Annotated in this window: 16 protein-coding genes; 10 read left to right on the top strand and 6 right to left on the bottom strand. The window is 70.8% G+C overall.

Annotated elements, in window-relative coordinates; all coding sequences use genetic code 11:
- Nucleotides 1-43: 43 nt before the first annotated feature.
- Genes ACGBYP_RS12125 through ACGBYP_RS12115 form a run of 3 tightly spaced genes read right to left on the bottom strand, consistent with a single transcriptional unit; the run spans nt 44 to nt 1837 of the window.
- On the bottom strand, nt 44-490 hold the full coding sequence (locus tag ACGBYP_RS12125) for an RDD family protein (RefSeq protein ID WP_411584360.1): 447 nt from the start codon (nt 488-490) through the stop codon (nt 44-46).
- On the bottom strand, nt 487-1167 hold the full coding sequence (locus ACGBYP_RS12120; protein WP_411584358.1) for a hypothetical protein: 681 nt from the start codon (nt 1165-1167) through the stop codon (nt 487-489). Before ACGBYP_RS12120 ends, ACGBYP_RS12125 begins: the two co-directional genes overlap by 4 nt.
- 58 nt (nt 1168-1225) lie before the next feature.
- Nucleotides 1226-1837 (bottom strand): HdeD family acid-resistance protein, encoded by a 612-nt coding sequence (locus tag ACGBYP_RS12115; protein WP_411584356.1) that lies wholly within the window; start codon nt 1835-1837, stop codon nt 1226-1228.
- Between the two features lie 1186 nt (nt 1838-3023).
- On the opposite strand from ACGBYP_RS12115, the gene ACGBYP_RS12110 reads away from it, so the two are divergent.
- From ACGBYP_RS12110 to ACGBYP_RS12070, 9 genes are all read left to right on the top strand, one after another.
- Nucleotides 3024-3494: a CoA-binding protein gene (locus tag ACGBYP_RS12110; protein WP_411584354.1), complete on the top strand. Its 471-nt coding sequence runs from the start codon at nt 3024-3026 to the stop codon at nt 3492-3494.
- 48 nt (nt 3495-3542) lie between these two features.
- A complete protein-coding gene (locus tag ACGBYP_RS12105) occupies nt 3543-4025 on the top strand; it encodes a nitroreductase/quinone reductase family protein (protein ID WP_411584352.1) in 483 nt (160 codons plus the stop codon).
- 324 nt (nt 4026-4349) lie between these two features.
- Nucleotides 4350-4556 carry a helix-turn-helix domain-containing protein gene (locus ACGBYP_RS12100; RefSeq protein WP_411584350.1) on the top strand — a complete coding sequence of 69 codons (207 nt, stop codon included), beginning with the start codon at nt 4350-4352 and terminating at the stop codon, nt 4554-4556.
- Nucleotides 4553-4948: a helix-turn-helix domain-containing protein gene (locus ACGBYP_RS12095; RefSeq protein ID WP_411584349.1), complete on the top strand. Its 396-nt coding sequence runs from the start codon at nt 4553-4555 to the stop codon at nt 4946-4948. The genes ACGBYP_RS12100 and ACGBYP_RS12095 overlap by 4 nt, the downstream gene beginning before the upstream one ends.
- 72 nt (nt 4949-5020) lie before the next feature.
- Entirely contained in the window at nt 5021-5335 is a 315-nt protein-coding gene (locus ACGBYP_RS12090) for a hypothetical protein (protein ID WP_411584347.1), read from the top strand.
- Nucleotides 5332-5595: a hypothetical protein gene (locus ACGBYP_RS12085; RefSeq protein WP_411584345.1), complete on the top strand. Its 264-nt coding sequence runs from the start codon at nt 5332-5334 to the stop codon at nt 5593-5595. Before ACGBYP_RS12090 ends, ACGBYP_RS12085 begins: the two co-directional genes overlap by 4 nt.
- Entirely contained in the window at nt 5592-5906 is a 315-nt protein-coding gene (locus ACGBYP_RS12080; protein ID WP_411584344.1) for a helix-turn-helix domain-containing protein, read from the top strand. The genes ACGBYP_RS12085 and ACGBYP_RS12080 overlap by 4 nt, the downstream gene beginning before the upstream one ends.
- 226 nt (nt 5907-6132) lie before the next feature.
- Entirely contained in the window at nt 6133-6717 is a 585-nt protein-coding gene (locus ACGBYP_RS12075; RefSeq protein ID WP_411584342.1) for a hypothetical protein, read from the top strand.
- Nucleotides 6718-6775: 58 nt separating this feature from the next.
- Entirely contained in the window at nt 6776-7030 is a 255-nt protein-coding gene (locus ACGBYP_RS12070) for a hypothetical protein (protein ID WP_411584340.1), read from the top strand.
- Here ACGBYP_RS12070 and ACGBYP_RS12065 read toward each other — a convergent pair.
- The gene (locus ACGBYP_RS12065; RefSeq protein ID WP_411584338.1) at nt 7011-7259 is read right to left on the bottom strand and encodes a helix-turn-helix domain-containing protein; all 249 of its coding nucleotides are present in this window, start codon (nt 7257-7259) and stop codon (nt 7011-7013) included. The genes ACGBYP_RS12070 and ACGBYP_RS12065 overlap by 20 nt on opposite strands.
- A gap of 204 nt (nt 7260-7463) precedes the next feature.
- On the opposite strand from ACGBYP_RS12065, the gene ACGBYP_RS12060 reads away from it, so the two are divergent.
- The gene (locus tag ACGBYP_RS12060) at nt 7464-7652 is read left to right on the top strand and encodes a hypothetical protein (RefSeq protein ID WP_411584336.1); all 189 of its coding nucleotides are present in this window, start codon (nt 7464-7466) and stop codon (nt 7650-7652) included.
- Between the two features lie 113 nt (nt 7653-7765).
- Here the strand turns inward: ACGBYP_RS12060 and ACGBYP_RS12055 are convergent, their stop codons facing one another.
- Both ACGBYP_RS12055 and ACGBYP_RS12050 read right to left on the bottom strand, forming a co-directional pair.
- Nucleotides 7766-8098 carry a hypothetical protein gene (locus tag ACGBYP_RS12055; RefSeq protein WP_411584335.1) on the bottom strand — a complete coding sequence of 111 codons (333 nt, stop codon included), beginning with the start codon at nt 8096-8098 and terminating at the stop codon, nt 7766-7768.
- 99 nt (nt 8099-8197) lie between these two features.
- Nucleotides 8198-12475, bottom strand: coding sequence for a phage tail tape measure protein (locus ACGBYP_RS12050; RefSeq protein ID WP_411584333.1), 4278 nt, complete (start codon nt 12473-12475; stop codon nt 8198-8200).
- Nucleotides 12476-12479 lie beyond the last annotated feature (4 nt).

The raw sequence follows: 12479 nt of genomic DNA, 5'->3' as shown, positions 1-12479 counted from the left end.
CGGTCGGGATGCGGTGGTGGTGGGGGAGCCGGCCGCCCAGGGCTCAGCCGCGCCGGTCGTACCGGACGCTGCTGCCGATCAGGAGGTCCGGCACCGACGACCTCGACGCGCTCACGGCCGCCCACAGCAGCCCCACCGGGAACGCGAGGCAGAGGACGGCACGCAGACCGGCCCGCGCGGGGCTCAGCGGGCCACCGTCGCGGGCCACCACCCGGATGCCCAGCAGAGCGCCTCCGTAGGTGCGTCCGGTCTCGCTCCATGCGACGGCCAGGTACCCGACGGCACCGGACACGCCGATCAGGAGGGAGAGCTCGGAGGGGGGCGCGGGCCAGCGGAAGGACGCCGGCGACCAGAGGAAGCGGGCGCCGGCCGCCACCAGGACGAGCGTACCCAGGGCGAGGAGGACGACGGCGAGGTCGACCACCGCGGCGAGCAGCCGGGTCACGACGCCTGCGGTGGCCCCGACGGCGTCCGTCGGCGACCTGGTCACGGCAGGACGGGGGCGCTGCTCACCGGCGAGCGCCCCAGCAGCCGGTCCACGAGACCGGCGACGGCGTCGTCGGCCCGTCTCGTCTCCGACCGGACCGACCGGACGGCGTCGGTCGCGAGCGTCCCCGTCGACGAACGGATGATCTCGGGCAGGTCGATGCCGTCGACGACCTCCCGGGCGAGGGCGACCAGGTCGAGACGGGCGACCGCGGCGTCCAGGTCGACCCGCTCGACGACCCGGTCCGGGTCGACCCGTGCCACCAGCCGCTCGAGGTCGAGGCGGGTCGCGGCCTCGTCCAGGTCCACGCGCGCGACCACCGCGTCCAGGTCGATTCGCGCGACCACCTCGTCCGGGTCGATCCGCGCGACCACGGCGGCGAGGTCCACCCGGCGCACGAGTGCCTCGACGTCGACCTCGGCGGCCAGCGCGTCGAGGTCGACGTGCTGCCGCACCAGGTCGGTCAGGTCCACCGTGCTGACCAGCACGTCGACGACCCGCAGCACGAGGAACCGGAGGACGTCGTCGGTGGACCGGTCCAGGGCCGACCGCACGGTGCGACCCTGGACCGCGAGCACCTCCCGACCGCGCCGACCCAGGTCGAGGACCCCGGCCAGGAGCGGTCCGACCGTCGACCCGAGCAGCCCCCGGGCCAGCGACGGTGCGGCCGTCCCACGCACGACGGGGACCTGAGCCACCGGGGACGGCCGCCCCTCCATCGCCGTACCTGCCCCGCGTTCAGGCGGGGCTGGGTGCGCCGGACGGCGCCACCGGTCCGGCGACAGGCCGCAGGCGGCCCACCGCGAGCATGGTGGCGCCCTCCAGGAGGGTCTGCAGGGCCAGCAGCGTGCCCAGCAGGGTCAACGTGGCCGTGGTCAGGTTCAGCAGCACCCACAGGCCGAGCCCGGTGGAGATCAGCCCGCTGACGACCAGCGGTACCCGGGCCCCGGGGACCGCCCACGCGCCGAACACGCGGACCAGCCCGGTGGTCAGGAACATCGACCCCCCGAGCAGCGTCAGCGTGAGCGCCCCGATCGCCGGGTTGCGGAGGATGAACAGGCCCAGCACGGCCAGCACGACGCCCCCCAGGGCGACGGTCCAGGAGGCCCCCGAGCGGAGCCGGAGGAGGGTCCCCACGATGAGCACCACGCCGGAGACCAGTGCTGTCCAGCCGAGCAGCAGCACGGAGACGACGGTCGCGAAGACCACGTTCCCCAGCAGGATGGCGCCGGCGATGAGCATCAGGATGCCCACCACCACGTCCACACCGGTGCGCCGTCGTTCCAGCTCCGTGGCCGTGTCCCGGTCCAGGTGCGATGTGCCCCGCTCCCGCTTCAGGTCCGATGTCATGTCCGCTCCTCTCGCCGATCCGGTCGAGTGCAGCCTGCTGCGGCGAGGACCCACGGGGGTCATCCGCGACGGATGAGTTCAGGCCGTCGCAGCCCCGGCCCGGGCCGGCGCGCCGGCCTGGACCGTTCGGCGCGACGCCCCGCGGACGACGCGGGCCGTTGGCCCCACCGGTGCCCGGAGCGTCCTCCGACGCTCGTCGCATGACCCTCGGAGGTGTGGTCGCGGGACCGGGGCGGCCGCCGTCGTCCACGGCAGGTGGGTGCGTCCCCGTCTCGTCCGGTGGGGCGCGACCGTGTCCGGTCGCCGAACTGGTCCCTGGTGGGGAGAGATCGGGCACCATGGCCGTCACGATCGACGCGCCGCCGGAGCAGGTGTGGCCGTGGCTCGTCCAGCTGGGCGGGGATCGTGGCGGGTGGTGCTCCGGGGACCACCTCGACGACGCCGGTCGCCCGAGTGCCCGCGTGGTGCACCCCGAGTGGCAGGACCCCGCCGTCGGCGACCACGTGCGGTACCGGACGCGCCTGCAGGCCCCGTCGATGCGTGGCAGGTGGCAGCACTCGAACCCGGCCGTCTCCTGGCGCTGCGGGCGTCGAGCGATCTCCGCGGCCGGGCCCTGGACCCGGGGCGACTGTGGCCGCGGGCCCACACCGAGGGCCTGTGGACCTTCCTCCTCGACGAACTGCCCGGTGGGCGCACACGCCTGGTGATCAGCGAGTACCAGGCCATGTCCCCGCGATGGCTCGGGCGCCGGGTCTTCTCCTGGGTCGTTCTGCCGGTGGTCTGGTTCTTCCAGGCGCGGATGCTGGTCGTGCTCGAGCGGGGACGTCGAACGGGCCAGGACGTCGGCCGGGGGACAGGGCGCCGTCCGGGGCACCTCCTGACGGTGCATGCGACGGGTGTGCCCGGCCGGGGCACCGGAGCCGAGGACGGGCTCCTGCCCCGAGATCCGGCGCGGACGAGGTGCCGGGCGCAACGGAGAGCCGTGGCGAGTTCCGTCCGGACCGACGCCTCGTGCGCCGTTTCTCCGGCCGGCCAACGGTGGCCGGCGTCACGCCGCGGTGGTCGCCCAGGACCCGTGGGGTGGGACCAAGGACGCCGCGGAGGGGAGTCCGACGCCCTTGGCCGGCGCTGCTCACCGGGCGCGACGCTGGCCACGCCACCGGGAGACGACTCAGGGAGGCCAACCGTGATCCCCGCCAAGCAGGCCGCGCACGAGTTCCTGTCCCACGAGCGGATCGCCGTCACCGGGGTGTCCCGCTCACCCGAGGACCACGGCGCCAACGTGGTCTACAAGCGGCTGAAGGACCGGGGCTACACGGCCTTCGCGATCAACCCGAGCGCCGACGAGGTGGAAGGCGACAGGGCCTACCACGACCTGAGGTCGGTGCCCGGCGCCATCGAGGGCGTCGTCATCGCGACCAGCCCGGCCCACGCCGAGGACACCATGCGGGAGGTGGTCGACCTGGGCATCCCGCGCGTGTGGATGCATCGCGGCCCCGGCGGCGGCAGCGTGTCCGACTCCGCCACCCGGTACGGCCGCGAGCACGGTGTCACCGTCATCGACGGCGGCTGCCCCTGCATGTTCGACCCCACAGCCGACACCGGGCACAAGGTCATGCACTTCTTCGGCGTCGGGCACATGCCGAAGCGGATCTGACGCGGTCGATCCCCGACACCCAGGACGACGGGAGTCGGTGGTCCAGCCGTGGGCGACGCCGCAGTCCGATCGCCGAGGATGCCGCCCGCGTGGTTCGTGCACACCGCCTGGCGGGTGCACCGCGCCCTGTACCGGGTCAGACGATTCCTGTGGACTCCGGCCAGCAAGCGCGGCTGGGGGGCGCTGCGCCTGACGACCCTCGGTCGGAGGACCGGCCGGCAGCGCAGCGTGATCGTCGGCTACCTGGAGGACGGAACCGATCTCGTCACTCTGGCGATGAACGGTCTCGAGGAGGGGCATCCGTCCTGGTGGCTCGACCTCGAGGCACACCCGGACGCCGTTGTCCGCCTGGCTCACCAGGGACCGCGCCCGGTGCGCGCCCGGCAGGCGACGGGGGAGGAGCGCGACCGGCTGTGGCAGCGGTGGGTCGCCGTCGATCCGAGCCACGACGTCCACGCGGCACGACGCACGACCGAGATCGCCGTCATCGTCCTCGCACCGCAGGACGGGCTGGATGGCCTGGGGTCGTGAGGTCCGTCTCCGTCGCCGTCGAGGTCAACTGCGAGGAGAGCACGCCGACGCGGGATCGATGTGCCCCAGCTGGTGTCCGAGGGGGGACTTGAACTCCCGTTGGCACAGCTGCATCCAGGTGCATCAAAGGACCGAAACGCCCATAGCTGGCGGGATAGCGGTTTCCGAGGGGCTGGCCTGAGACATCGAGATACATCCCAGTACGTCGGCGGCGGTATCACGTCGGGTATCAGTGACCGATGCGTGGCGTCTACTGGCAGTAGACGCCACGCGGGTGGTCCAGTAGACGGTCCTCAGACGGGTGCTAGCCCGCAGCATCGCGGCATGACATCCCCGCTCCTCACCATCCCCGAGGTCGCAGCCCGCCTGCGCTGCGGCAAGAGCTCGGTCTACGAGCTCATCTCGCTCGGCGAGCTGGCCACCACGGACATCTCGGTCACCGGCACCCGCCCCGTCACCCGCATCACCGAGAAGGCGGTCGAGGATTTCATCGCCGCCCGCACCACCGAGCGGCCGCGGCGGCGGGCATGAACTATCTCCTAACGATCGACGAGGTAGCAGACCACCTACGCCTGACCTCCGCTGCCGCATGGGACCTCATCGACTCCGGCGCACTGGCGGCGCGGGAAGTCTGGAGCCCGAGCGGCGCGACCACGATCAAGGTGCGGCGCGAAGACCTGGAGGAGTTCCTCGCGGCTCGAGCGGAGGGTCGTCCTCGGAAGAGAGGGCGCACCAAGGAGGAGTGCATCGCCGCCGCCGGCCGCGCGCTGGTCGATGCGATCGAGCGCCTGGAGTCCCGCGACCCGCACGAGGCAGCGATCGCCGCCTACCAGCCCGGCGGCCCTTCGGTCGCCGAGATCGAAGCCCGCATCCGTCGCGACCGCGGCGACGGCCCTACAGACACGTCTCCGCCAACCGGCTGAGATGAGACGGGCCCGCCGCCAGTTGGAGCTGACGACGGGCCCTAGGACCACAACCCCAGGAGGTTGAGGACCATGACGAAGAACGCTATCGGCACCCACCGACAGACTCTTCAGCGCAACGCAGCCCGCATCGGCCGGCTGTTCACCATCGCCGTCGACGGCGGACGCAAGCAACTGCGCGGCAGCTGGCTGAGCCGCGACGAGAACGCCGCTCCGGTGTTCGTGCTCGAGTGGGGTGCTAAGCAGGTCGACCTGTCCATCGAGGACATGAAGACGCTGCAGGAGCTGTTCCAGCACCTGAGTTGGCGCGGCGTCATGAACCTCGACGCCGCAGTCTCCAACGCGATCGCCGATCATGAGGCCGGCCTGCCCGAGGTGGCGGCGTGACCGCGGCTCTACCCGTCACCGAGCAGACGGTCAGCGCTGGCCTGGCCCGGTTCCCGGTCGACACGGCGCAGGGGCTGAAGCCCTGGGCGCTGCGGTCCCTCGTGGAGCAGGTCGACCAGGAGCTGCGCCGCGCCGAGGCCAACGCCAAGCGGTGGGAGGCCCTGGCGGTGGGAGACGAGGCGCGGGGCGAGTGCAGCGGTCTGAGGCTGGTGCTGGCCATGCTGTGCGGCGCCACGGGTCAGTACGAGGTCGAGTCGTGACCGCGGCCTTGACTGGCAATGCGGACCGCCTGCAGCTGGTCCGCGAGCTGTACAAGGACGGGCTGTCGCTGCGGCAGGTGGCCGCCCGGGTGGGCGTCGCGCACACGACCGTCAGGCGACTGCTGGAAGGTGCTGGTGTGACGATTCGACAGAGGCACCTGCGCGTCGTTCCCGATGCTCCACGGGCAGCCCAGGGGGCGCTCGACGTACCGCCGGCGGATGCCGCGATCGCCTACACCGCCGATCGCGGGTGGCACATGGTGCAGGCGCCGCCCGGATGGTTCCTCGAGCTGTTGGCCGAGCTGGCTTGATCAGCGGCCTGCCCCGGCGACTGCGGGGCAGGCCGCTGCCGAGCCACTCACTGGTCATGTAGGCGGGAGACTGAGCTATCGGTCGGTCCGCGCAACGATGCATGCGTCGCCCGCCCCGCTAGCCCCTGTGATCCCAGACGTTTCGCGCGGGACCCAAGATGCGTGCTTGGCGAGCCGACCGATGTCTAACCTCCGAGCGCATTGACGACGAGCACGGGGGCAGGACATGGCGGAACCGCAGGACACGGTCAAGAAGCTGATGCAGAGTTTCGACAAGAACGGCGCCGAGCTCAGCCGCTACGACCTGGAGCTGGCCCGGACGACGCTGACCGAGCACATGGAGAAGCAGCCGAACAACACGCGCCTGCCGTGGTGGCGGCAGCGCGTCGAGGACCGCCTCCACTTCCTAGAAAGTGGCGAGGCGCGGCCGAAGCCGCCTCTTCCGGCACAGTCGAAGCAAGAGAAGCGGGCCGGCCTCATCATCATTGGGGTCTTCGTGCTGCTCGTTGGCGGCTGCTCGGTGGCCGTGTTCGACGGAGACGACGACGGGTCAGGGGGCGGACGCGACGACATCATGGCGGGGATCATGTGTGAGGACTTCGTGAAAGACCGGCTCAAGTCGCCCTCCTCAGCCGACTTTCCGTCGTCCAGCTCCTATGTCGTAACTGGAGCCGGCAACCAGTACACCGTCCAGGGGTACGTGGACGCGGAGAACAGCTTTGGGGCCAGCCTGCGGACAGACTGGACGTGCTCGGTACGCGACAACGGCGACGAGAGCTGGAACCTGGTGACCCTGACTGGGCTGGACTGACACGCGAGGCGACACAGGGACGCTGGCGGGCTGGGGCACGCCATGGTCCGATGCGACCATGGCGACAGCAGCTCTAGTGCTGACTTTGATCGGGTTGGTAGTCACCCTGATCGGTGGTGGGTGGCTGCTCTGGGGGATCGACCCAGCAGACGAGAAGTACAACGACGATGGACCGCTCTACCCCGGGCAGCAGCGGTCGCAGGTGTTGCCACGCTTCATCCAGGCTCAGCGGCGCCCAACCGTGCTCGTCGTCATGGGTGGGGTCGTTCAGGTGGCTGGCGGTGTGCTCGCAATCATCGCTGCGTTGCAGTGACGGCAGCGCCGCAGCCGCGCCGGCGCACTTCGTGCCTGTCCAGGATGTTGCGCACCGCGGAGTGTGAGCGGTCGGTGAGCTCGGCGATCTCCCGCAGCGACCGGCCGCCGGCGTACTGCTCGAGGACGAACGACTCGACCCGGGCCTGCACCGCCGGGTCGGGACGGGAGACCGCGGTGCCGGCGAACTCGGGCAGCGGGCGCAGCTGCGGGCGGGGCGGGTAGGGCACCGCGTCATGGTCGCTGCTGATTAGCACATGGGGGCCTCCGTCGGACACGGGGGTACCCGACGGAGGCAGCCCGCAGCGTAGGGCGGCGCGCCTCCTGTCGGGCTGCTGGGCGATCGCCTGAGACGGCGTTCTTGTCGGTGGGCGCTACTACGGTGCGCGGCGCACCGTAGTCACCCGGGCTGCGGTGGATCAGAGGAGCAACGCATGGCGGTCGAGGTCGTTTGGAAGGCGCCCAATGGGGCACCCCGCGAGACCACGCATGAGCGTGGTATTGATGCTGTGATCGAAGAGGGACATCTGCGCGTGCGGGCCCGGCTTGAGGGTGGGCGCTACGAGACGGTGGCCGGCTATGCACCTGAGGTGTGGAGCAGCTACAACATCTCCGCCAGCTAGTTCGACCCAAACTCGATCCACGTCTGAGCCGCGCCTCCTCGGAGGTTGAGCAGGCGCGACTCAGACGTGGCGATGGCCGGTGTTGTCAGCAGTGCTGGCTGCGCATCACTCGGCTACGGTCGCGGCCTGATGCCGTACTGCGCGGCGATCTCGGCGACGGTGGTCGTGCCCGCGACCAGCCTCGTGGCGAGCTCGTCGACGACGCCCTGGCCAGCCTTCTGGCGGACTTCTCGCAGCACCGGCGCGGCCAGCGTCAGCTGCTCGCCCCACGCGTCGGTGGCTTGCTTCGAGTGGCGCTGAGTGAGGCGGTCGAACTCAGCCAGCTTCGCGTCCGGCTGCTCGACCAAGGTGGCGATCAGGCCGGCTCCAGCGGCGCCCTGGTCGCGCAGGTAGTCCAGCGTGCTTGGCGACAGTCGGCCGGTCAGGCGCGACAGGTTGGCCTGCATGTTGATCTCAGCGGACCCAGTCATCATGGCTCTCCGATCTCGACGCTGTGTTGAGTGTGGTGGACCAGCCGCCCGCCGTGGGGGTGATCGCCTGCGCCATCAGGCGCCGGTCCGGTTGCGGCTGGCGGTCTGGATGGCCGACCGGAGTCCGCCGATCGCGTTGCCGACCTCGGTGCGGGTCTCCACGCGCACGATGTCTGTGATCTCCCGATCTCCGAGGAAGACGCGAGCCTCGACAGTCACGTTGACCGGCGGGGCAGCCGCGGGTCCACCGGCGCCCGTGCCGCCCGCGGCGCCGTAGCCGGGCTGGGAGGCCGGGCTGGCGGTGAGCTGCCGGGACTGCTCGGCGGTGGACACGTACTGCTGCTGGTCCCGCCACATCAGCTCGGGGCCCTGCTCGCCCACCCAGAACGGCTCGTGGGCTGGGGTGGGGCCGCCGTTGGCGTAGCCGCCGGCGCGGTCGTAGGCGCGGGCGAGGTTGCCGTAACGGCCGACTGCGTAGTTCATCGAGGCGACGATGTTGGCCAGCGGATCGAAGATGTCCGCGGACAGGCCCGGGTCCCTGTTGGCGCGGAACGTGGGGTCGATGACCTGCATGAGCCCCTTGGAGGGGGTGCCGCGGGTCGCGTTGACGTCCCAGTTGTTGATCGCCCGCGGGTTGCCGCCGGACTCCTGGTTCATGCGGCGCAGGGTGCGGTTGGCGTCGGTGAGTGGGAGACCGGTGCGGGTCAGGGCTTGGACGACCGCGCCCCGCCACTGCTCCACTCCACCGCCGCCGGTGAACGCCCCGCCCTCGCCCTCGGTGGGCATGACGGTGTTGGCGGTCAGCCAGGCTGTGGCCTCGTCGTGGGCGTGCTGCATGAGCGCGTCCGCGGTCGTGGACAGCGGGGCCTGGAACGGTGCCGTGGACGGCGGCTTGGGCAGGCTGATGCCCGCCGGTGCGCCACCACTGCCCATGCTGGCGCCCGCGCCGGTGTCGACGTGGCCGTGGTTGTAGTGCCCCTCGGCCATGAAGATGGTGCGGAAGCCTAGCTGGCGGGCCATGGCCATCATCGGGGCGAGTTCGGCCTGCTCGAGCGCGGAGGTGCCCGGGCGGGTGTTCACGTCGAGGGCGTCGTCGGTGTAGTGCTTCGACGTCGCCCCGTGCTGGCCGTACTCGCGGCCACCGAACGCGGAGTGGCCGGTGACGCGGGCACCCAGCCCCTCCAGGCGCTTGCCGAAGGTGACCAGGCCACCGTTGGCGTAGCCAGGAATCTCCTCGCGGGGGATGCTGCGGGTGCGCAGGGCCTCCATGAAGTCCTGCCCGTAGTAGTCCACCGAGGCGACGGGCTGCATGAACTCACGCGGATTGGCGCGGATCAGGACGTTGTCCGCCGTGGCACCGATGTAGGGACCCGCGATCAGGCCACCGTCGGCGTAGCCAGCGACGCGCCCGTTGGCCAGGATGGCGGTCCCGCTGTAGTTGACCTTCGGCTTGCCGAGAGCAGTCAGCACCGGATTGACCCCGTCGGCGATCGTGCCGCCGAACTTGCTGACGATGCCCTTGACCGTCCCGACGCCGATGTTCAGCTCGTCGGCGATGCTCTGCGCCGTGGCTGACGCGCCGGCCCTGCCGACGGCGTCCATGACCCGCATCTCTGTGTCAAGTGCGGCTGCCGCGTCAGACCCCCCGCGGCGAGCATCTTCTGCCAGCGCAGTCGCCATCTCGTTGAAGGTCGCGTCCGTCGCGTTCGCCATCTCCGCAGTGCGGGCAGCACCCTCTACACCCATCGCAGCGAAGGCCTGGCCCACCTCGAGCCCTCCACGCTGGGTGATCTTGACGATGTTGTCGCGCCACGCGTCCTGGTCGGCGGTCTGCTGCTTCAGTGCAGCCGCCCACTCGCTCAGCGAGATGGACGAGTTGGTGACGTAGTCCTCCCATGAGTCCGAGGAGTCCGCGGTGGCCGCAGCCGTCGCGTCTGCGGCCTCGCGCTCCTTGGCGGTCTTGTCGTCCAGCTGCGTCTTGTAGAGCTCGAGTGGCTCGACGAACGACGTACCGACGGTCTGGAGCGTGTCCCGCCACTCGGTGATCGTGTCGGTCGCTGATTCGATCTGGTCCTCGGTCCAGCCCGAGGTGTCGCCCAGCAGCTGCGTGGCGGTGACCGCGGTGTCGGTGACCGGGGTGATGCCAGACAGGGAGGCGATGTAAGCGTTGGTGGTGCCCTTCGCGCCGGCCTGGGCGGACTGCAGGCGCTGGAAGTCCCACTGCACCTGGTCGACGGCGCCGGACAGGTCGATGCCGTGGGCGTCGGCGAAGCTGAGGACGTCTGCGCTGGACAGCTTGTACCGCTCGCCCAGCGTCTTGGCCGAGGCGTCGGCGCGGGCACTGACCTCCTGCTGCCGGGTGATCTCGTTGTTCAGCAGCTCGATGTTCTTCTTGGCGTTCGTGTACGTGCTGTCGTTGTCGAAGCCGACCCAGACGTTCTTGTTGAACCAGTTCTGGTTGTTCCGGCCGTCGATGATCGACTGAGCCTCGGCGGCCTCAGCCTTCATGTCCGTCAGGCCGGCGTTGACCAGCTCGAAGCGTTCGTCGTTGCCCTCAGCTGCCGCGATGGCCGCGTTGAGGTCCTCGATCTGCTGGGTGGCGTCCTTGCCGGCGTTGACACTGTCCACGATGCCCGAGACGAACTCGCTGACGAGGTAAGTGGCGGCGGCGAAGCCGAGCTCAGGGCCGACTGCCTTGGCCAGTGACCTGAGGCCGCCCACGGCCGCGCTGCGCCCGGCCGAGCTGATGTTGTTGATGGAGTCGCGGAACCCGTCGGACTCGATGATCGCGGTCTGCACGGAGCCCACGAAGGTGTTGAACAGCCCGTCCCCCGATCCTTGCAGGGCGCTGAACTTTTCCGTGATTTTGTCGCCGACCGCGAGCCAGCCGGCGAACGCGCCGATCGCGATCTGCGCTGAGGTGGGGAGGTCGGTGAAGAAGCTGACGACGTCCCCTCCCACCTCGACTGCGTCGGTTAGGAACTGCACCACCTCACGCAACGGCTCCTGGGCGGCCCCGCCCATGCTCGTCATGGCCGCGTCGAACGCGCCGCCGAGCCGCTCGAGGTCGCCCTTGAGGTTGTCCGACAGCTGCGCGGCCTGCTTCTGCGCGTAGCCGGCGTCATCGACCTTGGTCGCCCACTCGGAGACCCCGGCGGCGCCCTCCTTGTAGAGGACGGAGGCGGCGCGGACGGCGTCGGATCCGAAGATGGTCTCCAGGGTCGCGTCGCGCTGCTCCTGGGTGAGCCCGGCCAGGCCGGTCTGGAGCTGGCCGGCGACGGCCTCCATGCCGACGAAGTTGCCTTGGGCGTCGTAGGCGGAGAAGCCGATGGCGTCCATCGCCTCGGCGGCCTGCTTGCTGTTGGGGGTGAGGGCCTGCAGCATCGTCTTGAAGCTGGTGCCGGCGTCGGAGCCGATGAGCCCGTTGGAGGCGAACATGGCCAGCGCGCCGGAGGTGTCCTCGATGGACAGGCCGGTCTGGGAGGCGACGAGCGCGGACTGGTTGAGCGCCTGGGACAGGTCGCCGACGGAGCCCTGCGCCTTGCCGGCGCCGGCGGCGAGCAGGTCGGCGACGTGGGACATCTGGTCGCCCTTGAGCTGGAAGACGCTGAGGGCGGTGGCCCCGGTCTCGGCGGCTTCGGCGACGTCGATCTGCCCGGCGGCGGCTAGGTTGAGCGCACCTGCGAGCCCACCGTTGAGGACGTCGGCTGTGGAGACGCCGGCCTTGGCCATCTCGGTGATGCCCTGCGCGGCTTCCTCGGCCGAGTACTTGGTCTTGGCGCCCTGCTCGACCGCTGCGTCACGGAGCTGGTCGAGTTCGCCGGCGCTGGCCTGGGAGGCGGCCTGCACCTGCGACATGGCGGCGTCGAACTCCATACCGCGGTACCCGGCGTAGGCCAGGCCGGCGCCGACCAGGCCGAGGCTTGCGGTGAGTGGGGTGAGGGAGGTGCCCAGCATCCCGTTGGCGGCGCTGAGGGCCCGGTTCGCGGACTCCTGGGCGCGCGCGGACACGGTTGCGGACTGCGCGGCCTGGGTGTGAGCGCGCATCTGCGCTGACGCCGACGCCGTGGCCGAGGTGCTGGCCCGGACGTTGGAGGCGGCGATCTTCTCCGCCGCCGCGGCCTGCCGCGCTGACCCGGTGCTGGAGGCGACGGCGGCGCGCTCCGCGGCGGTCGCCGACAAGCCGGCGGCGGACTGCTGAGCACGGGCAGAGGCAGCAGCTGACGAGGCGGCGTACTCGTTGGCCCGAGCGACGGTCGCATTGAACGCAGTGACGTCGTGGGCAGCCTGCGCCAGGACAGGGCTGAGCAGGTTGCGGCCCGTCAGGACCGTCTCGAGCACCCTGGTGCTCATCAGC

Source organism: Modestobacter sp. SSW1-42 (assembly GCF_046635825.1).
In the GTDB taxonomy this organism is placed as follows: domain Bacteria; phylum Actinomycetota; class Actinomycetes; order Mycobacteriales; family Geodermatophilaceae; genus Modestobacter.
Note: the sequence above shows the minus strand (reverse complement) of the source record. Positions and strands in the feature narration are given on the sequence as shown.